Annotated in this window: 28 protein-coding genes and 2 pseudogenes; all 30 read right to left on the bottom strand. The window is 33.9% G+C overall.

Annotated features, from left to right (window positions below):
* Positions 1 to 455: 455 nt before the first annotated feature.
* On the bottom strand, positions 456 to 857 hold the full coding sequence (locus E4N66_RS01590) for a hypothetical protein (protein ID WP_253673174.1): 402 nt from the start codon (positions 855 to 857) through the stop codon (positions 456 to 458).
* Positions 858 to 1,098: 241 nt separating this feature from the next.
* Entirely contained in the window at positions 1,099 to 1,407 is a 309-nt protein-coding gene (locus E4N66_RS01585) for a hypothetical protein (RefSeq protein WP_253673175.1), read from the bottom strand.
* Positions 1,408 to 1,565: 158 nt separating this feature from the next.
* Positions 1,566 to 1,844, bottom strand: a complete 279-nt coding sequence (locus tag E4N66_RS01580) for a hypothetical protein (RefSeq protein ID WP_253728711.1) — start codon at positions 1,842 to 1,844, stop codon at positions 1,566 to 1,568.
* A gap of 8 nt (positions 1,845 to 1,852) precedes the next feature.
* Positions 1,853 to 2,059: an HNH endonuclease gene (locus tag E4N66_RS13050; RefSeq protein ID WP_371922442.1), complete on the bottom strand. Its 207-nt coding sequence runs from the start codon at positions 2,057 to 2,059 to the stop codon at positions 1,853 to 1,855.
* Complete coding sequence (locus tag E4N66_RS01575) at positions 1,998 to 2,444, bottom strand: hypothetical protein (protein WP_253728710.1); 447 nt, start codon at positions 2,442 to 2,444, stop codon at positions 1,998 to 2,000. The genes E4N66_RS13050 and E4N66_RS01575 overlap by 62 nt, the downstream gene beginning before the upstream one ends.
* 106 nt (positions 2,445 to 2,550) lie before the next feature.
* Positions 2,551 to 2,928 carry a hypothetical protein gene (locus E4N66_RS01570; RefSeq protein ID WP_253728709.1) on the bottom strand — a complete coding sequence of 126 codons (378 nt, stop codon included), beginning with the start codon at positions 2,926 to 2,928 and terminating at the stop codon, positions 2,551 to 2,553.
* Between the two features lie 290 nt (positions 2,929 to 3,218).
* The gene (locus E4N66_RS01565; protein WP_253728708.1) at positions 3,219 to 3,686 is read right to left on the bottom strand and encodes a hypothetical protein; all 468 of its coding nucleotides are present in this window, start codon (positions 3,684 to 3,686) and stop codon (positions 3,219 to 3,221) included.
* Positions 3,687 to 3,832: 146 nt separating this feature from the next.
* Positions 3,833 to 4,342: a hypothetical protein gene (locus tag E4N66_RS01560; RefSeq protein WP_253728707.1), complete on the bottom strand. Its 510-nt coding sequence runs from the start codon at positions 4,340 to 4,342 to the stop codon at positions 3,833 to 3,835.
* Positions 4,343 to 4,577: 235 nt separating this feature from the next.
* Complete coding sequence (locus E4N66_RS01555; protein WP_253728706.1) at positions 4,578 to 4,925, bottom strand: NADase-type glycan-binding domain-containing protein; 348 nt, start codon at positions 4,923 to 4,925, stop codon at positions 4,578 to 4,580.
* Positions 4,922 to 5,368: a hypothetical protein gene (locus E4N66_RS01550; RefSeq protein ID WP_253728705.1), complete on the bottom strand. Its 447-nt coding sequence runs from the start codon at positions 5,366 to 5,368 to the stop codon at positions 4,922 to 4,924. The genes E4N66_RS01555 and E4N66_RS01550 overlap by 4 nt, the downstream gene beginning before the upstream one ends.
* Before the next feature lie 435 nt (positions 5,369 to 5,803).
* Positions 5,804 to 6,106 carry a hypothetical protein gene (locus E4N66_RS01545; RefSeq protein WP_253728704.1) on the bottom strand — a complete coding sequence of 101 codons (303 nt, stop codon included), beginning with the start codon at positions 6,104 to 6,106 and terminating at the stop codon, positions 5,804 to 5,806.
* Between the two features lie 207 nt (positions 6,107 to 6,313).
* Positions 6,314 to 6,568, bottom strand: a complete 255-nt coding sequence (locus tag E4N66_RS01540; RefSeq protein ID WP_253728703.1) for a hypothetical protein — start codon at positions 6,566 to 6,568, stop codon at positions 6,314 to 6,316.
* On the bottom strand, positions 6,546 to 6,941 hold the full coding sequence (locus E4N66_RS01535; protein ID WP_253728702.1) for a hypothetical protein: 396 nt from the start codon (positions 6,939 to 6,941) through the stop codon (positions 6,546 to 6,548). Before E4N66_RS01535 ends, E4N66_RS01540 begins: the two co-directional genes overlap by 23 nt.
* A gap of 117 nt (positions 6,942 to 7,058) precedes the next feature.
* Entirely contained in the window at positions 7,059 to 7,508 is a 450-nt protein-coding gene (locus E4N66_RS01530) for a hypothetical protein (protein ID WP_253728701.1), read from the bottom strand.
* A gap of 493 nt (positions 7,509 to 8,001) precedes the next feature.
* Positions 8,002 to 8,232 (bottom strand): annotated as a pseudogene (locus E4N66_RS13045) (RHS repeat-associated core domain-containing protein); the annotation flags it as partial.
* Positions 8,233 to 8,471: 239 nt separating this feature from the next.
* On the bottom strand, positions 8,472 to 8,804 hold the full coding sequence (locus tag E4N66_RS01520; protein WP_253728699.1) for a hypothetical protein: 333 nt from the start codon (positions 8,802 to 8,804) through the stop codon (positions 8,472 to 8,474).
* 247 nt (positions 8,805 to 9,051) lie between these two features.
* Positions 9,052 to 9,510: a hypothetical protein gene (locus E4N66_RS01515; RefSeq protein ID WP_253728698.1), complete on the bottom strand. Its 459-nt coding sequence runs from the start codon at positions 9,508 to 9,510 to the stop codon at positions 9,052 to 9,054.
* A 169-nt stretch (positions 9,511 to 9,679) separates the two neighbouring features.
* Positions 9,680 to 10,240 carry a hypothetical protein gene (locus E4N66_RS01510; protein WP_253728697.1) on the bottom strand — a complete coding sequence of 187 codons (561 nt, stop codon included), beginning with the start codon at positions 10,238 to 10,240 and terminating at the stop codon, positions 9,680 to 9,682.
* Between the two features lie 6 nt (positions 10,241 to 10,246).
* Positions 10,247 to 10,771 carry a toxin C-terminal domain-containing protein gene (locus E4N66_RS13040; protein ID WP_371922453.1) on the bottom strand — a complete coding sequence of 175 codons (525 nt, stop codon included), beginning with the start codon at positions 10,769 to 10,771 and terminating at the stop codon, positions 10,247 to 10,249.
* A gap of 39 nt (positions 10,772 to 10,810) precedes the next feature.
* Positions 10,811 to 11,077 (bottom strand): annotated as a pseudogene (locus tag E4N66_RS13035) (hypothetical protein); the annotation flags it as partial.
* A 1,143-nt stretch (positions 11,078 to 12,220) separates the two neighbouring features.
* Positions 12,221 to 13,405: an SEL1-like repeat protein gene (locus E4N66_RS01500; protein WP_253728695.1), complete on the bottom strand. Its 1,185-nt coding sequence runs from the start codon at positions 13,403 to 13,405 to the stop codon at positions 12,221 to 12,223.
* Between the two features lie 88 nt (positions 13,406 to 13,493).
* On the bottom strand, positions 13,494 to 14,060 hold the full coding sequence (locus E4N66_RS01495; RefSeq protein WP_253728694.1) for a hypothetical protein: 567 nt from the start codon (positions 14,058 to 14,060) through the stop codon (positions 13,494 to 13,496).
* An 80-nt stretch (positions 14,061 to 14,140) separates the two neighbouring features.
* A complete protein-coding gene (locus E4N66_RS01490; protein WP_253728693.1) occupies positions 14,141 to 14,542 on the bottom strand; it encodes a hypothetical protein in 402 nt (133 codons plus the stop codon).
* Between the two features lie 2 nt (positions 14,543 to 14,544).
* A complete protein-coding gene (locus E4N66_RS01485; RefSeq protein ID WP_253728692.1) occupies positions 14,545 to 14,832 on the bottom strand; it encodes a hypothetical protein in 288 nt (95 codons plus the stop codon).
* Positions 14,833 to 14,834: 2 nt separating this feature from the next.
* Positions 14,835 to 15,419: a hypothetical protein gene (locus E4N66_RS01480; protein ID WP_253728691.1), complete on the bottom strand. Its 585-nt coding sequence runs from the start codon at positions 15,417 to 15,419 to the stop codon at positions 14,835 to 14,837.
* A 208-nt stretch (positions 15,420 to 15,627) separates the two neighbouring features.
* The gene (locus E4N66_RS01475) at positions 15,628 to 16,140 is read right to left on the bottom strand and encodes a DUF5104 domain-containing protein (protein WP_253728690.1); all 513 of its coding nucleotides are present in this window, start codon (positions 16,138 to 16,140) and stop codon (positions 15,628 to 15,630) included.
* 9 nt (positions 16,141 to 16,149) lie between these two features.
* The gene (locus tag E4N66_RS01470) at positions 16,150 to 16,440 is read right to left on the bottom strand and encodes a DUF4474 domain-containing protein (protein ID WP_253728689.1); all 291 of its coding nucleotides are present in this window, start codon (positions 16,438 to 16,440) and stop codon (positions 16,150 to 16,152) included.
* A 61-nt stretch (positions 16,441 to 16,501) separates the two neighbouring features.
* The gene (locus E4N66_RS12975) at positions 16,502 to 16,624 is read right to left on the bottom strand and encodes a hypothetical protein (RefSeq protein WP_256478203.1); all 123 of its coding nucleotides are present in this window, start codon (positions 16,622 to 16,624) and stop codon (positions 16,502 to 16,504) included.
* 339 nt (positions 16,625 to 16,963) lie between these two features.
* On the bottom strand, positions 16,964 to 17,962 hold the full coding sequence (locus tag E4N66_RS01465) for a hypothetical protein (protein ID WP_253728688.1): 999 nt from the start codon (positions 17,960 to 17,962) through the stop codon (positions 16,964 to 16,966).
* A 16-nt stretch (positions 17,963 to 17,978) separates the two neighbouring features.
* Complete coding sequence (locus E4N66_RS01460; protein WP_253728687.1) at positions 17,979 to 18,743, bottom strand: hypothetical protein; 765 nt, start codon at positions 18,741 to 18,743, stop codon at positions 17,979 to 17,981.
* Positions 18,744 to 18,758: the final 15 nt, after the last annotated feature.

Here is an 18,758-nt window from a genome sequence, read left to right as displayed (position 1 = left end):
TCCGTGTACGCTTTTGACGGCAAGTTTCGGTCGAAGCCGAAACATCGCTTCTGTTTAAACCAGCGGCATCCATGCCGCTCCTAAAATCCTCACCGTATCAGAACCGCCACGGATGGCGGTGGTTCACGTCAGTAGCGTGTTTGTTCTGCAAACACGTAGGTAAAAAATGTACAAGGAGGTACATTTTTTACCGTGCCTGCGGTTAATTTTTTCTCCTGTCTCCTTGTAGTTTCAAGACGGACACGGATGTCCGTGAAACTAAACAGAAGCGAGATTTGTGGATACCACAAATCTCGTCGTTCCCCAGTGTACAAGGATGTACACTGGGGAACAGGCTCTTTTCAAAAGGCACCGTTTTCCCACATACGGCCGTAACTCGTTTTGTGAGGAAGAGAGCGTTTTTTAGACATCGCATTGTATGCTTCATTTTTTACGATCTATTTCACGCAAAATAATCAATCCATCTTAACAAGTATCATAAATATAGAAACAAAAATACTCCAAATAATAGTAAATTCGAGTCCTAAAACAATCTCATATTTATCAAGCCATGGAAAATAACTATTAATAAAAAGACCTACTGCAACAGTCAAAAATACAGAACCAAAGTAAATCAGCAATGTGATAAAAAATTTACGAACAGGACGCATACTCCACCTCAACTCTGACTTTTGGGTAAGCGAACGATGCATATCTATAGCAGTAGGAATTATAGATTCTCCAATCACACCAGCAACTCCAGCCCATTTCGGTTGGTGAATTTTAAAATCTTCAACAGTCCCTGTTAATAAATTGGGAACCCTACTCGTACTTGTTGAACAACTTCCAATAGCAGCTTGTGTAAGTCCACTAGCCACAAATGCATAAGCGGCACCGCGCTTGCTTCGAAGCTACGCCTATCGGCTCCGCTGCACCATACCGCTCCAATCTTTTTGTCGCTGCGGCTTTGTTCCCGCGGCGTTTTTTTCTCAATACCGACATGGATGGTGGTGGTTCTAAACAGTATCATGTTTTACCATCAGCAAAACATGATATCAAATCTGTACGTCCTTGTACAGATTTGATATGGATTCTCACATACGGCCGTAACTTTTAGAATCAAGTTCCATTAAAAATATCCTCATATTTTTTAAACCAAATGTAAGGCAGTACATATTTACACATAACATATAGATAAAGTAAGCTATCTAAACACAATAATATAAATGCAGTAATAGAAATGATAAAACTGCAATACCAATGCACTTTAGATATTTCCGTCAAATTTCCAGCTTTATCACGCACATAATATCTATTTTTTTCAATATAATTTAGACTTAATTCACCCCCTGAAAAATATACATCAAATTTAACAATACCAACAAATACTATACTTAAAATTATAATAATTATTCCGATTTTTTTCATATACTATCACTCCTCTAGTTTCCTAACTTCAAGCCACACGCCGGCCCCCAGCTTTACTCCAGTCGTCAATCCCAATAAACCGCCTGCAGTAGCACCTCCAATATGCACGTCTCCCTTTATACTGAAATTGTATCCCTGAATTTTGATATTCAAAGCAACTACAAAAGTTCCATTCTAACCCATGATCCATCAGAATGCTTTTCAGCAATCCATCCTAAAGGCAAATCGTATAATGTCATTAACGATTCATCCAGTAAAATTATTTCTTCTAAACTAACTATAGCAGCAATTTCTTCGGTTAATTCTCCTTTATCAAGAAATTGCCACATACCATCATCACGATCATGAGTAACGATAGATATCGGAGCAAGTTTATTGATAATACGTTTTGTTGTAATGACCATCGTTGTTTTTTTGTCATCAAAAAGCCAGTTCATCTTTCCTCCTAACTATCCCATTTCAACCTATTTTCTTGCCTTAATAGGACTTGAGCATTCGAATAACTATTTGTTCTGCCTTTGCTTTTAGGAATAATATGATCTATTTGCCATTCATCTTGACGAGGAGTCCGATCTGTTTGTGCTTCATTCTCATTTAAATGACCATGTTTGTATATTTGTTTTTTGAGAATTAAGCTGCAATATTTTTCCACTTTTATATTCAACTATATGCGAAAGATAAAATACAGCATTTTCTCTATTTCGTTTAATTTTTCCATTATTATAATTAGAAAAGTGAATTACAGTACCAATTGGAATATCAGCGCAATAATGTAGATTTATTATTTTCTTTATATTTCCTTTATTAAAATAATAGATTTTTGTTCCAGGCCATTGATTATCATCATGCTCACAATAATATCCTTCATTATAAATTATAATTTCATCACACTCACTGTAATACATTGATAAATCAACAAAACCATTCTTTTGTATTTGCAATATAATTCTCCTCTCTTCTTTCGATGAACACGAAATCAATGAAAATAAAATAAGAATAATTGTAGATATCATAAATAATTTGTTTTTTCCACTCATTTTAATAATCCTTGATTATTTCTTTTTAAAATCTCTGAATATGCAGTATTATATTCACTATCATTTATTTTTGTTATTCCTACACTATAGCTTCCATCCTTGTCCTTCAGAAAATACAGAAGTATAATTCTGAATTTATAGCAAAATTTGTCACAGCACTATTTATTCCATGTCTTCCACCATCCTGTAAGATTCCCAATTGTACAGCAATTATCGGATGTCTTGCAGCAAACCCTATCTCATCGTTTCTTGAAGCAACTACACCGTATCCGAATAAAGCAGCATTGATTCCCCATACAATAGTAGGCGCAATAACGATCTTCCCATCCGGGTTAGTATACTTCTTTGTTCCCGCGGTGTTTTTTTTCTCAGTACCGACACGGATGTCGGTGGTTCTGAGCAGAAGCGCGTTTTGCTGAGCAAAACGTGCTATCAAACCTGTACAAGGATGTACAGGTTTGATAACCGCTCCCAAAAACCGCATGACTTTACAATCGTCCACGGATGGACGTGGTTCCATACAGTAACGAGTTTGACATTTCGTCAAACTCGTGTTCAAGCGTTGTACATGGACGTACAACGCTTGATAGAGGATTTCTGCTTCAATCGCTGTCCGGGATACAACCTTCCCTATTTCTGTTTATTCCTCACATACGCCCGTAACTCGTTCTATGGGAAGAGAGTAGAAATTCTTATCAGGATATTAAATGCGGATTGTAGCTTTCTTTATAATCATCAAAAATCCACATAACCCTATCTCCAGAAGACTATTTTCTATTCATAATAAATCTCAAAACATACATTCCCAAACAATAAGTCAACTTCTTTGATATTATATTCAGATTTTAAACGTTGCAGTATATAAGGAATTAACTCATCAAGATATGAAATTATCCTATCAAGAATTTTTTTATACTCGGTCACATCATCTCTTTGTATTAGGAAATATCTTTTTTCAATATCAACATTATAAAAATCTTCTTCACACTTTTGACTCTCATAAAATTTCTTTGTATCAATTTCATTCAGACTATCTCGGCTTTTTATATAAAGCATCCTTTCATCTATTTCCAACAGAAAATCTTTATGTTCATAAAATGGATTAAATGAAATACTTTTTTGTATCGGACCATTAGACTTTAATTTACTCATTAAATATAAAAATTCTGGAATAGACACATAATGATTAGCTCCATTTTTTAATTTTGTATATGCATCTATGATATTATTTTTATAAACCATTTCCTTCTTCTCCCGCTTTACTTCCAAATATCTTTATTCATATCAGCAACTTGTATTATTTTCTTTATCTAAGGTATTTATAGTTTTATCTTTGACTTCTTTTCTCATTTTGTTGTATCCTGATGCTTGTCCTAATAATGACATATTTATTTTAGAAACTTACGAAATATTCTAATACTATCGTTCATAATATTCCGTATAATATTTATTTCGCTTTCTCCCCATACAGGACTATATACCTCAGGAGAGTCTTTTTTCAAAGCAGGAGGATTCGTTCCGTAAAACAGTTTATTATATACGTCTAAGATTATACAATCCACACCATTATCATCACCTATAAACGGTTCTTTCAATGTATCTGCCATATCAGATGCAATGTTCCAAAAACGTAAAATAAGATTGCAATCTATGTCGTTCAGACATATTTTTTCTATAAATGTATCAATATCATACAATACAGCGGCATCTACTTGAATATCTAAATTATGAATTTTACAAAAACCTCTCATTTCAGCTTCACAATAAAATATAATTAATTTGCCATTTTCATCAATCAAAAACGCATCACGGTTATCAGAAAACCATAAACAATAATATGTTTGATTAGACATCTTAAATTCTACCAAACAATATTCAATTTCTGTATTATATTTCATTCAAAACCTCTATCTCTATATTTTTTAAGTTGATTAAACTCACCGCCTGGTTCACAGAGATTATAATTTCCATCTGAAGCTCATTGCATCGCTTCCATCCGTCCCGGTGTAGATCCTGATGATATTGCTAATTCCAAAATTCTTTGAGTTGCGCCATTTGCGTTAACTGTCAAAGTCCCCATTCAAAAGTGGTGATACATTTCTTTAAAAAATTTACTTAGCATAACTGTATACATTAATATTTTAGTATAATTGCATTTAAACACGTATCGGTATATTTTTCACCCTTATACACATCAATAATTGTTAATATAATATCTTCATTAAAGATTTTTTCAAAAATTATTGACTGAGGATTCGGTGTGTCTTTTAATTCATATCGTTGATGCAAATCTGAAGAAGTAAAATATAAGTCTATTGTTTTCAGCCTGCTATTCTGAGAAAATAGGTAGGATCTATTTTTTGATACAAATCCATTAAAAATAATTAATTCCTCAGCATTTATGCTAAATCGAACAGACTCACCCTCTCCGTATCCTTTCACACCTTCAACCCATGGTTTATTTAAATCAAGAGTTTTCAAATTTGATCCAGAGTATATAATATCTTTTTCATGTAGTTCCGAAGAAGCTTCAAAATAAGATGGAAATATAAGAGTTCTGTATTAATTTTTGAAGCACCAAAAAAGATAGGTTCATTAGATTCTCCATACAAAACTAAGAACCTTTCAGATAATAACATCAATAATGATTTTGAATAATTTTCATTTTTTATCTTAAGCTGATAAAATTTACCATCAGTATTGATTGAATACTCAAATACATGATTCCATAAAAAATCATCTGAATTGTTATTTTCATCATCAGAAAATCTAATTTTATTGTTTTCGTAAAAAGTTATCATTTTAAAACTATTCATATCCTTATAGTAAGTCGGTTCAGCTATTTTCACCCCATTCATTGGTAATGTATAAGTCCTAAAACATATACATAACAAAAAAATTATCTTGAGAATTGTTTTTTCCATATAGTCTCCTTTTTATTTGTATGGAGGGAGTAATACCCCGACGCTCTGTGTCGGGGTGTTGATTAATTTTCAACTATTGGTGGAGCCTTAATTACTATTTTAATATTGTCTCCTTTCACCCAAACTTTTTCACCTTCTCCATACTTAAAACCAATATCTTTTAATATACTGGTAACCTCATTGAAATCAGCTAGATGAGAAATTTGACAGCCGGCACTATAGAGTCTTGTCCCATTTGCATATTCTGTTGTTGCCCCTTTTTTTCAAAAGGCACAGTTTTTCCTCTCTCAGTACCGCCACGGATGGCGGTGGTTCTAAATAATATCATATTTTGCTGTCAGCAAAACATGATATCAAATCTATACAAGGACATACAGATTTGATATGGCTTCCCACATACGGCATATTATAACAACTTAGACGCTCTTATTATATTCATAACCACCATGTCCAATCCAAGGCGCGGATCTTACCGCTTATAAACACACCTATAAAAAGAAAAATTATAAATAGCCAAAAACAAGCAGTATACATAATATATATTTTTCTATCTTCAGGATATGCGTGCCAATATACCATCGGCATAGTCCACCACCATTTCCATTTTATTCTTTTTTCTACCAATGCATCTGTCACTCCTCGACTCATTTTAAGATATAAAATCCACATCGCTATAAAAAATACAGCTGATAGTACGAGAAAAAAAACACATACTATTTTAAGCAAAACTAAATACATATTAATTTATCTCCTTTAATAATTTTTCATTCTTTATATTATAAATTCGACTAGATGAATCTATTGTCTCTCTCGCCGCATCGTATGTTCCCTTAAAAGGTATAAGTCCTTTAGCAAAATCTTGTACCCCTTCCCAAAAAGATGATTGTTCTTTTGCAGTAAGACCCCATGCACCTATACTTGTTTTACTCGGTGTTGCAATTTGTTTTAAAACTGATAGTGCACCTTTTTCAGCAGCTTTTCAAAAGCACTTACTACCGTAAATGCATCTCCCCCAAGACTTACAACATATTTACCCATATTCCATGCTACTTCCTCTTTATTGTCTTTTAATGCTATGCGATAGTACAAATCTACAAGTGATTTACCTGTCTCTATATCAGTAACTTTATAGCCACTTCCTCTCCGCTTATGATTATATTCAACTTTTCCAAGCAATTTAACAACTATCACATGACTCAACAATTATTGCTCCATTATATAAACTTTGTACCCATTCGTATTCAAAAAATACTGTAGCATTAGTAAATGCTAATTGCTCTAATTCAAATAATATATCAATGAAATTATCATATTCAATTCCAATGATAAGTGTCTCAGTATTATAAAACAATTCGGTTTTATCTTGAATTTTAAGAATAATATCGACATAGGTTACTCTCTCATCTATGACTATTCCTAATTCACGCATATTAATCGTAAACACCTTCATCCGTAATTTTTTCAATAATGTCAATAAAGCATTGTGGAATTTATTACGATTTCCTTTTATGTATATTATCGGTGGCAGTTCACCATTTATATTTTCTTCAGTTTCATATTTGATAAAAAACATAGACGCCTCCCTTATTGTCTAATCTATTGGAATATCCTCCCAATTAGGATAGGGATTTTCTGGTGTTGCCGGAGGTCTATCTTCATATTCATATCTCCTATCATCCGCATTATCGGATCATCTTAAACCACTCTCTTTGCTATCCTTTTCTATGAACTCAATATCAGGCTTTTCTATTAGTTTAAACGGCAACGTTTCGGGGATGGTTTCATTTAACACATAAAAAGAATAAGTTAAAAGTTTCCTGCTTTCTCCTTTTTCAAAAAAAAGTATCATATAATAATAACTATTCCCAAATAACGATTCTTCTTTTGCATAGATATGAATAATATTATCAAAATCACCAAACAGATTACATTCATAAAATTCTATTTCAAGTTTTATTTCCTCTTGTTTCATAAAGTCATCAATACAAATTTCTTCTAACAGCATAGTCTTAACTCTATCTAAAATATGATACTTCTCATTAAATTCCTTTTCTGTTATTTTTTCCATAGCAACAAAATCAGCAAAAATGTATAACAAATTCACTAAAATGAATACGCTAATTAAAAGAACTTTTTTCATATCATTCACCTGCAAAATTCATTTCTTTGAGAATTTCTTTAACGACATTTTTTGCACTAATTTCACGCGGCCGCTCTTTATAAGGTAGTTTGTTTTCCTCAATTGCGCGTTTCTCCCATTTTTCTGCTCCTGCTTTCGAAGCATCAGAGCCATGAACTACTTCTTCTGCTATAACTTCAAGAAGATTTAGCCCATTCTTATCTATTCTATCAAGGTCAATATTTATTACAATAGCTTGAGCGGTATCTCCTTTATTCATCTTTCCATTAATCATAGAACCATTCCTATCAAGTTTTATTGTAGCAACATCTGCATCAAGGGAAGTCGTTTGTGTTTCTGTATTGCCGGCGTACTTACCTTGCATCGCTGTAATTACTGTTAGTAACTTATCCCCGTGAGCATTTGTCGAGGCTAAAAGATTGTTCATATGTTTTTTAAATGTTGGGCTATTGAAAAATAACTTTAGCACAGCATACTTTACACGGTTATTTTTAATAGGCATTAATTCCCGCCCATCTGGATCCACATACTTCACCGGATTGTTCCCAGCATAATGATAGAGATGTAAATTGACCGTATTATATACCCCGCCCATTCCTGCAAGCTTTGACGTATCTGCTCCTGCAGATGGTATATACTCTCCCAGCGCCGGGTCACCACTCAACCACCTACTATACTTCGGGTCAAGGTAGCGCGCGCCGTAGTAATTAACGCCCGTCTCCTCCACCTTTTGAAAATATGCGGGCATCTACGGCGTCGCACTGTCAAAAGCGTACTTCCGTGTACGCTTTTGATGACGAGTTTCGGTCGGAGCCGAAACATCACTTCTGTTTAAACCAGCGGCATCCATGCCGCTTCTGAAAATCCTCACCGTATCAGAACCGCCACGGACGGCGGTGGTTCACGTCAGTAGCGTGTTTGCTCTGCAAACACGTAGGTAAAAATGTACAAGGATGTACATTTTTACCGTGCCTCCGCTTTATTTTCGGCTGTCTCCTTGTATCTGCTCCGCCTCTTTTCAAAAGGTATCGTTTTTCCGCTTCCTATCGTAAGCGGAAAAACCTCCGGCGCAGTGTTTCTTTTTAATAAGTAGTTTTCTTTGGCGGACTGCCGATACTTGTGTACCATTATTACAATATAAAGGTGCACAAGTATCGGCACCGCGCTTTCCGCTTCAATCTTTTTGCCGCTGCTGTTTTGTTCCCGCGGTGTTTTTCCGCTTAATTGCTCCAAAAACCGCGTTTGCATTATATGTGCGGCAAAAAGGATTTCTGCTTCAATCGCTGTCCGGGGCATGAGATAGTTAGGCTGTAAATAAAAGCAAAATTTTGTTTTAAAAAATAGTTTTCCTTTCAATACCGCCATGGATGGAGGTGGTTCTAAACAGTATCATGTTTTGTCATCAGCAAAACATGATATCAAATCTGTACAAGAACGTACAGATTTGATATAGCTTCCCACATACGGCCGTAACTCGTTCTGTGGGAAGAGAGTGGAGCTGCTTTATTACTTTTCAGTCCTTGAAATAATATTCCATTAATTGTTATTTCAATGAATAATGATTTTGTAATAAATAGAGTAATGTTAATTCTCTTAATCTATCTACCATACTGACTCTTATAAATACATTATTCGTGATATCGTAAACAATATTCTCTGTCTGCATCTCATAAGAATATTGTTCACCGTCTGTTGTAGTTAATTCAATGTAATAAATTCCTTCAAACATCGCGCACTTAGGCACATTTCCTACTGCTATCTCTTTTCCATTCTTTATTTCATTTAATAGATCGGAAAATTGTTCTGCATCTCCATCATAAAAAATAATATCGCTGGATAAGTGATTATTCAGTATTAAATGCATTTTTAATACTCCAGTAAATTTTAATTGCTTATCCATTTTAGGCGACCTATTATTTATAACATTTATGAGTATATACAACGAACCAATGCAAAGCATAAAAGAAAAGGCATAAAGAGCCTGTAAACACTTCTTTTTCATTTACTCACCCCTCATAATGTTTTTCTCATATACCTTCTTAGAGTATATATTTGCTTTCCCCACAGACCCCAACCATTAAAACTTTTTGTTTCAGTAGGTGTCCATTTGTTGGTACAACAATATAGAAAAAAAAATCGTTATCATTTAAACCTATCCAAACAAGAAGAATCTAACACCGTTTTTTCGACGCTTGCATCAATTCATTCCGATATTCGATATCACATCGATATAACATGGGTGAATCCATTTGTTCAATATATATCCCTTCTAACGCTGCATCTTTAATAGTTTTATCATCATAATACACTCCTCCAACAAACATATAATAGTCATAGCCAAAATCAACATATGATGACATGCTATCAAATGTACACCATACCAGCATTCTTAATATAAACCTTGCAATATCCTCTACTTCAGCAATAGAGCATTTATAATTATCCCTTATTTTAAATAAAAGCTCTTTATTACAATCTTGCAAATGGTTGATATGTTTTTTTATTCCATTTTTATAACGTTCCAGCCAATTAATAGTAAAAGTTTTATCCGCGGCGCTTTGTAAACCTATATGCAAATAACGGATATAGAGATCCTCCACCCTTTTATATTCATCATATTCACTCTTCATTCCCGTTTTTACAGCTACACTATAATCTGTCCACTCATCCCTCATATACCAACCTTTCTCGTTTCGATATGCAGGATTATATTTTGTTACTCGATAATTCATTGATCACTAGTCTCCTATCCTATTTAAATTCGCATCATAAGTACCCATACGCGTACTTCGTTGTTTTAAACTCGCTACAGAATCAGCCATCTTCCATACACCTCCATTATGTGATGTTCTATCAGGGGTTATATATAAATGTCCTTTTTTATATACAGGCTCTCTTTCAGAAAAATAGTTTGTCTTTGAAAAGCCTAATTTTGCGGCTACAGCTGTTGCTTCTTTTGTTGATGCAAATGGACGGTTGTGCGCATCTCTATTTCCACCTGATGAACCGGCAACAGCTATTGCAATTGCAAAAATCGTTTCGCTTTTGCTTCCTATAGAGTTACTGTTAGTATCATTATTATCAAGATAATCTGCTATAAAAGCCGATATTCCAGCAACCGCCAACGGATCAGAAGTTTTAGGTACTTGATTGAGATATATCTCGTCTCCTGTATTTATATAGTTTATAAGGGCTTGTTCAACATAGTTATATCGATTGCCTCCATCTATAATAACATGCTTGCCATCATCAGTTTTTCTCACCAATAGATGATCACTTGCATCACTACCCAGTTCTTCACTCTTCCCATCCGGATCAGTATATTTAACCGGATTATTGGCTTGAAGCTCGCTATCGCTTCGCTGCCCGATGCCCGCGTAGTAGTATAGGTGCAAATTCACCACATTATACACCCCACCCATGCCGGGAAGGTTTTCGTTGTGCTTCTTTGTCTCATCATCTATCGGGGTTTTGGGGATGTACTCACTTAATGCCGGGTCTCCACTCAACCACCGTGAATACTTCGGGTCAAGGTAGCGTGCCCCGTAGTAATTAACGCCCGTCTCTTCCAGCTTTTGAAAATATGCGGGCATCTACGGCGTCGCACTGTCAAAAGCGTACTTCCGTGTACGCTTTTGACGACGAGTTTCGTGTACGCACGAAACATCACTTCTGTTTAAACCAGCGGCATCCATGCCGCTTCTGAAAATCCTCACCGTATCAGAACCGCCACGGACGGCGGTGGTTCACGTCAGTAGCGTGTTTGCTCTGCAAACACGTAGGTAAAAATGTACAAGGATGTACATTTTACCGTGCCTCCGCTTTATTTTCGGCTGTCTCCTTGTAGTTTCACAACGGACACGGATGTCCGTGAAACTAAACAGAAGCGAGATTTGTGGATACCACAAATCTCGTCGTTCCCCAGTGTACAAGGATGTACACTGGGGAACAGGCTCTTTTCAAAAGGCTTCGTTTTTCCGCTTCCGGCAATCCCTGCCGTAAGCGGAAAAACCTCCGATATAGCGCTTCTTTTTAATAAGCAACTTTCTTTGGCGGACTGCCGATACTTGTGTACTATCAATACAATGCAAAGGTACATAAGTATCGGCACTGCGCTTGCTTCGAAGCTATGCCTGTCGGCTCCGCTGCACCATACCACTTCAATCGCTGTCCGAAGGATTACCGTCCCTAGTTCTGTTTGCTTCCCACATACGGCCGTAACTCGCTCTGTGGGAAGAGAAAATAAACTCTTATAACAAGCCCTTTATAATCTCACTATTCTTAAGGTTTTAGTTTAATGCTTGCTCCATCTAAAAATCTAAATCATCCTTTCAGAAATCCTCTTTTATAATTTTCAAACCTTTAGGATATCAATCTATAATACGATAATAATGCCAATGACCTATGGGATCATTATCGTTCTCCTTAGACAGCGGCTCTTTTAGCATAATACTAATAAATTCTCTTCCAAGCATTCTCGTATTTTATAAATAAATAGTCTTCTCCCATTCGAGCGTCATCAATTATTATCGATGTATGCGTATCAATTTTACACATTATCAATATCTCTGCTTGCCTATCATATATTAAAAAAATATTATGACAAACCATACTAGTTGAAACATTTGGGAAACCTATTTCAAGCACACTTCTTCCTCTTTTAATAAAAACCTTACGCAAACCAATATGGAGTGATATCATATTCACACATATCAGTTTTCCAATTCTTTTTCTAATTTTTTTGCTGCATCATTTTCATTCTTTGCAGCTTTTCTTATCCAAAATTTTCCTCGAATCTTGCTCTCGTCTTCATTTTTGTTAAAAAGTAACTTACCGTATTCATATTGACATTCACTATTTTCATTTTGGGCACCTATCCTTAACCAATATAGCGCTTCTTGCTCATCATGTTCATAATCCCGATAATACTCATAAAGTTTACAGGCTTCTTTTTTTCCACCTCGCAAGGCATAATCGATTAAAACTTCTATCTCATATTCAGAAATCTCAGTATCTTTTTTTTTGTAAATATCTTCTTGTAATGCAGGATAAGAACTTTCAAGATTGAGATGTTGGTTTTCTATCTTTTCCCATGCATCATAATTTCCATTCTTTAAAGCTTTAAAAAGCCAGTATAAACTACGAATCTTTCCTTGCTTCGTTGTTGTAGCTTCGAGTATACGGGCATAATCATTCTGCGCAATATCATCATTGTTTTCGGCAGCTATTTCATCCCAGATGCATTCATTAATAGTATCAATTTGCGCGAATGCATAATATGCTGAAATCTTATAAGCATATACACCACTACCATTTAAAGCTTCCAATTTAGATACTGATATATTCTCTTTATTTAAATTAAAATATCTCAGATACATTTCTTTATCTTTACTATTTAGGCTAGCTATAACTTGTTTAATGTCTATTTTAGCAAAAGGAAGTGCACTAAAGGCATCCTCTTTTTTTAGAGTTAATTTCAGATGTTTTAAATCATCTGAAATCACTTCTAATAAAGGCGATAAAAAGAATTTATCACACTCTCCGTTCGTCTTTCCATAAAGATTAAAATAATCTTTATGAACAAGATAATAAATAACATCACAAATAGCATTTCTATTTTCATATATAAAATCAGAACTTACTTCAATATAGGGTTTCATAGTAAAATTATTCCCACTTTCATCGTAATTATAAATTATAGCGCCATCTATCAGAAGATTTCTTATTAAGTGTGCAATAATAAATCTTTTTTCTGCATTACTAACAATTGAATCAGAAATAATAACATTAGAAACATGCACGCCCTCAATCACTGTCGTATCAACAAAAATAAAATCAGAATCGTTTATTATTACTTTTTCTTTTTCCAATTGCGCTATAACATCAGTAGATAACATTTTAGTCTGCTTTTGCAATATGTTTTCGTAGTTGACGGTCTTTGTACAACAAGTTAAAATTAATAATGGTATTACAAACTTTATCGTTTTAGTTATCCAATCTCTGAACATATATTTCAATTCTACCTCCGCTATTATTCAGCCGTTGGCGAATATCTTTCATAAATTTATCGCGTCCGGCATTACCGCTATCTCTACCATTTAATCCAAAGCACCCTAGCGAACCGCCGATATGTGGTTCATTGTTCTTGGTATTTATATATTCACCACCGACATGAATCTGTATATAATCAGGCTCCCCATCTCCGGTAATATCTGCACCTATGTTTCTGTCTGTTCCAGATTTATCATTCCAAAGCTCCAACACTTCGCCTACACCCTTTCCGCCATCACGTAAAAAGCCATAGTATTTTCCAACAGCTTCTTTAGGATTAAAAGCCAAATTGCTCAAATCACTAGCTTTTGGCGCATTCCGCGTAACTTCATAGTAGGAAGTAGTATTAGTTTTATCATCTGTAACGGTAACCAAATACGTAGAAGCTTGTGCGGACTTACTGTTTGTGTAAATTATATACATAGTACCAAAACCAATTAAATTATGATCAGCTATAAATTTTTCAGAAAGACTAGCTACCCTCTTATTAGTTATGGTCACTTTGGTAGTTCTCCCATCCGGATCCACATACTTCTATGTTTTAACTGTAACTATAGACTTCACAATACTTATATATCTTTCTAAACAAGAAAAAAAGTTAAAACTATTGTAACTAAACATAATAAAATCCATAATAAGGATAATGGAAAACATAACAGCTGTATCATATTTAAAATAAAAAATTTTCGCTTTATCGCTTTCGTTTGTATTGAATCCTCTTTTGCATATTCTTCTTTTAAGCACCATCTTATCATAAATCTGGTTCTATCCCATGAAGATGATATGAGTCCGCCATTGGAGACTGCATTTTTGGGAAAAAACACATCTTCTCTTGTAGCATCTTCATAGAATAAAGAAGTAAGCCCTGTGCGATTAAAAGATATATGAATAAAAACGGCAAGAAACATCATCACCATAAAGGCGAGTCCCGGAAATATAAACATCATAATTACAATTGCTTCGATAATTTTTATTTCTTCCACTTTTACATCTCCAGAGGTAATAAGCTTTTATCTTTAAGATAATTTAATAATCCATCAATATTCTCATTTTCTAAAAATTTTTGAACATCTTTGTAAATCTGTTTTATTTCTCTGCATGTTTTACTAATATTTAGTTCAGAAGTTTTTTCTGTATAAGCCATCCATGAGTGCCCCTCAGCTTCAGTGCCAAGAGAGACAAAAGAGTAAGAACTTGCTACTGTTATACTTCTAATTTTTTCAGAAAAACTCTTAGCTGTTGGATTATAGCCAACTTCTCCTCCTATAGTCATTTTCATCTCATAAAATCATTCTTATTTATTAATTCATATACTTTTTCCATAGACAAATTATAATATGTAATCATTAGATCTCCATTATCAAGAAACTTAGTTTCTTTTAAATCAAAAATTAAATACTTAATTGCAGTGTTATCATAATTACGATTTATATAAAATATCTTTTTTCCTTTGAATATATCTAACACATAAACATCCTCTTCTCCTACAAGTGCATAGCTTCCGGTAATATCTACTGCCATCACAAAATTAACCGGATTAGATATTATTCCGTCATTCACTGACACAAAAATAGAATAAACTCCCGGACTGCCCGTATGAATTTTAATTTCGAAAATTTTATTCTTAAACCATTTAATAGCATCTTTTCTAAGTTTATAACGCAATTTAAGTGAAAAAATCATAAGCTCATTTTGAGTTTTCTTATTCCATATAAATCCTTTAGTTACACCGCCATGCTCTGTAAATTTAAAATATGAACTTCCATCATCAGAATAATATTTTGTATCAGGAAGAAGTTCTTGAGATGATAGTTTTACAAAGATATGGAAGACTAATATAATAATAGCATATTTTTTCATGGCAAAACTCTCATCCCATACGAAGGGTTTGCTGGATTGTATTTAATAAATGTTGCCTCTCCAATTAATCGCTTCAAAAACCGCACTTGTATTACACGCGCGGCAAAAAGGATTTCTGCTTCAATCGCTGTCCGAGAATAATTAAGCTGCGAATAAAAACAAAATTTTGTTTTCATAATTTTAGCAATAGGTTTATATTGTTTTTATTTCACTTAATAGATTCAACATAGACTCCATATGGAAGCGTTCTAAGATTAAAATCATCAAAATCAATTTCATCGGCCTTCCTCTCTTCTAATAAAAATAAACCGCGTATTCCCACATTTTCCTTATGTCTATAGTCTTTTCGGACATCAACAAACATTAATCGTAATTCTCCAATATCCGTAGCAATTAACATAGAAACATTCCACTGAACGATACCTTCTCCATCCTTGTATAAAGCCGATTCATACACCATTACATCAATAACCTCATACGTTTGAATTTGAAATCTCTCAAATAAATGATCAACATCTTCATCATAGTGAGAGGAAAAGTGTTCTATGTGAGGAATAAAGTGCTTTTTAAAACTAATTTTATCTTTGTTTTTTATTGCCAGTAAAAGCGCTTCTGTTCTTTTCTTCTCTATGTGCTTCATATCTTGAAAAATCAGAGGCCATCCCCACCCCTCAGTAAATAATATCATTCCATATACAACAACATAAAATAGTTTTTTCATATCAACTCCTTAGAAATTAAGTTTTGCAGAACAATTATTATCATTAAATGTCCACCTTGAATCTTTTTTATCCCATTCTGCTTTGAAATCTTGATACATTTGTTTATTGTTACCAAAATTAACGGTAAACTGGGCTTTTAAGTCGCTTGCCTTTACCCCTTGTACCCTCGGATTAAAGCTGGTCGTCCACCAATGTATCCCCTTAAAACTGCCAACTTCTTTTCCATTTAAGGTTAAACTTGCTTGCATCTCCATTGCTAAAGATTTATCAACCTTAAAATGTCCTGCTAGTCCTGCCAAGCCTGCTTTTGAAAAAGTTTAAGCGTTTGGAGTCATAATTTTCTGCGGCAAACTCTTGTTATTATTTTTTACCTATCCATGCAGCAATTGTAGGTGTAATATTTGTAATATCCCTAATTTTCAAAGCAACCACATCTCCTATAAATATATAAATAAATATCATTATCAATGCAATCTTTTTCATTTATTTTAACTCCTTGAAATCATTGGGATCATAAGTTATGCCATTGACATCCTGTCAGTAGACAAGTTTGACATTTCGCCAAACTTGTGTTCAAGCGTTGTACACGGATGTACAACGCTTGAAAGTGGATTTCTGCTTCAATCGCTGTCCGGGATACTCCCTTCCCTATTTCTATTTATTCCTCACATACGGCCGTAACTCGTTCTGTGAGAAAGCGAGTGTTTTTTAGACATTTCATTGTATGCTTCCTTGTTCCTAATTCTTTTCAAAATCTATCAAACACCGTCTTACAGTATCCTTTTTCTCTATCTTTTTAAGAGTTTTTAGAGTCATGTATAATCAACCTGATAGAAGTTCAACAAACATTTTTAAAGCTATAATAAATATAAAAGATAAAATAAATAATCTTACAAAACTCAAAAACGGCCTTTTCCTTGAATAGTCACCATATATCCAATCTAAGTAAAGTTTTGGAAGCATACAGCCTATACCAAAAACGCCCATAAAAAGAGTATATAAAAAAACATCTTCTTTCCCTATTTTTATAATTATAGGAGAGGCACTTACGGCAATACATCCAATATAAAAAAGAATATCGGTTATTCTCATATTCCTGTATTTCTTCTCGTTTTCTAAGTTAATAGCATATCTCATATATACAATCAAAAAAATCATATATATGTAATTATATATATAAAAGCGTTTTAAAAATATTAAAACCACTTCTTTTACACGCATTAAATCCACTGCAATATCATATTCAGCTCCTGAAATTGTTTGTGCCGATTGTGAATTGTACCAACCTTTTTCAGTAATCTCAGTATGTGCTGAATCTATAACGACAGCTTCTCTCTTTAGTGGTACAAAACTCGTCGTATTTTTAGACTTGTTAAAATATGGATCTATCCACAAAAACAGTAAAACATTCATGACAATCTCAATACTTATAAAAATAATTATTTTTAATTTATGCTTTTGAGTAAAATCTTTTATTCTATTTATATAACCATAGAGTAAAAAAATAAAAAAAATAAAATTCGGGATAAAAAACACTATTAAACTTAGCACAAGAATTTGTCTTACTTTCTTCATATTTAAACCGAATTCAAATTCTGAACCATTAATATTTAAAGTATAATTTTCATCATATTTTCCAAGCATTTGAAGAACAGAATGTATTTGTGATATGGATATATCACTATCATTTACAGGAATATATAACTTATCTGAATGTCCGGGTAAAATACGTAAATACACAATAAATATAATAGCAATATTAAGTAAAATATAAATTACAATAAAGAAAGCGGTATATTTTTTCCCCTTTAAATTTCTCATATTTTCCTCAATCATATTATTCAAAACGCTTTATTTTTATTGGTGCGCCATTATAAAATTCTATCACTTTTATAGGCTTTTCACTATAATTATCTAATAGTTTCTGAATTACACTTGGATCAGCAGTATACTTACCCAAATGTTTTATCTCTTTTCCATTTTTATCCACCAATGCAAAATTCAAATTGCTAGAAAGGATAGTACTTTTTGAAAGCACTTCATCTTTTCTTCTAAAAAATTCTATAGTATTATTTGTTGTTATATCCCCGATTACATGAATACTACAGTCTCCAGAATCAAAAAGCACCCCATAGCCAGAAAGTGCATTCATAATACTAAAAGCAAAATCATTTATTTTATTTTTCTCATCATTAGACGATGCGAGTACTAAACTGACAAGAGCGGATGCAATTCCCGGTTTACTATCCAAAAGACCTACCGCTGATGTTGCAATATTTGAAAGAGCTCCTTCATTAGGATTTTTAGAATATTGATATATAGCTACCGCCATATCACGTGCATTGGTCTTGCCTAAAGTACCATCAATCCTTAGGGTAACCTCAGTCTCAGTTGAAACTTTCCCATCCGGATTCATATACTTCACCGGATTATTGGCTTGAAGTTCGCTATCGCTTCGCTGCCCAATGCCTGCGTAGAGGCACACGCTCGTGCAGGGCAGTACCGCAGCTGCAACTACGGCAGCCGTCAAAACTAAAAGCCATTTATTTCGATTCAGCATCATATACTCTAAAAGCATACCACACCATAATACCGCTGTCAAAATAAATTACCCATT

This window comes from Treponema sp. OMZ 857, from assembly GCF_024181085.1.
GTDB lineage: Bacteria > Spirochaetota > Spirochaetia > Treponematales > Treponemataceae > Treponema.
Note: the sequence above shows the minus strand (reverse complement) of the source record. Positions and strands in the feature narration are given on the sequence as shown.

Coding starts and splice junctions, on each gene's coding strand:
- E4N66_RS01585 (WP_253673175.1), bottom strand. CDS start 1,407: ATGAAAAAAATCGGAATAATTATTATAATTTTAAGTATAGTATTTGTT.
- E4N66_RS01580 (WP_253728711.1), bottom strand. CDS start 1,844: ATGAACTGGCTTTTTGATGACAAAAAAACAACGATGGTCATTACAACA.
- E4N66_RS01575 (WP_253728710.1), bottom strand. CDS start 2,444: ATGAGTGGAAAAAACAAATTATTTATGATATCTACAATTATTCTTATT.
- E4N66_RS01570 (WP_253728709.1), bottom strand. CDS start 2,928: ATGCGGTTTTTGGGAGCGGTTATCAAACCTGTACATCCTTGTACAGGT.
- E4N66_RS01565 (WP_253728708.1), bottom strand. CDS start 3,686: ATGGTTTATAAAAATAATATCATAGATGCATATACAAAATTAAAAAAT.
- E4N66_RS01560 (WP_253728707.1), bottom strand. CDS start 4,342: ATGAAATATAATACAGAAATTGAATATTGTTTGGTAGAATTTAAGATG.
- E4N66_RS01550 (WP_253728705.1), bottom strand. CDS start 5,368: ATGGAAAAAACAATTCTCAAGATAATTTTTTTGTTATGTATATGTTTT.
- E4N66_RS01545 (WP_253728704.1), bottom strand. CDS start 6,106: ATGTATTTAGTTTTGCTTAAAATAGTATGTGTTTTTTTTCTCGTACTA.
- E4N66_RS01535 (WP_253728702.1), bottom strand. CDS start 6,941: ATGTTTTTTATCAAATATGAAACTGAAGAAAATATAAATGGTGAACTG.
- E4N66_RS01530 (WP_253728701.1), bottom strand. CDS start 7,508: ATGAAAAAAGTTCTTTTAATTAGCGTATTCATTTTAGTGAATTTGTTA.
- E4N66_RS01520 (WP_253728699.1), bottom strand. CDS start 8,804: ATGCCCCGGACAGCGATTGAAGCAGAAATCCTTTTTGCCGCACATATA.
- E4N66_RS01515 (WP_253728698.1), bottom strand. CDS start 9,510: ATGAAAAAGAAGTGTTTACAGGCTCTTTATGCCTTTTCTTTTATGCTT.
- E4N66_RS01510 (WP_253728697.1), bottom strand. CDS start 10,240: ATGAATTATCGAGTAACAAAATATAATCCTGCATATCGAAACGAGAAA.
- E4N66_RS01500 (WP_253728695.1), bottom strand. CDS start 13,405: ATGTTATCTACTGATGTTATAGCGCAATTGGAAAAAGAAAAAGTAATA.
- E4N66_RS01485 (WP_253728692.1), bottom strand. CDS start 14,832: ATGACTATAGGAGGAGAAGTTGGCTATAATCCAACAGCTAAGAGTTTT.
- E4N66_RS01480 (WP_253728691.1), bottom strand. CDS start 15,419: ATGAAAAAATATGCTATTATTATATTAGTCTTCCATATCTTTGTAAAA.
- E4N66_RS01475 (WP_253728690.1), bottom strand. CDS start 16,140: ATGAAAAAACTATTTTATGTTGTTGTATATGGAATGATATTATTTACT.
- E4N66_RS12975 (WP_256478203.1), bottom strand. CDS start 16,624: ATGAAAAAGATTGCATTGATAATGATATTTATTTATATATTTATAGGA.
- E4N66_RS01465 (WP_253728688.1), bottom strand. CDS start 17,962: ATGAGAAATTTAAAGGGGAAAAAATATACCGCTTTCTTTATTGTAATT.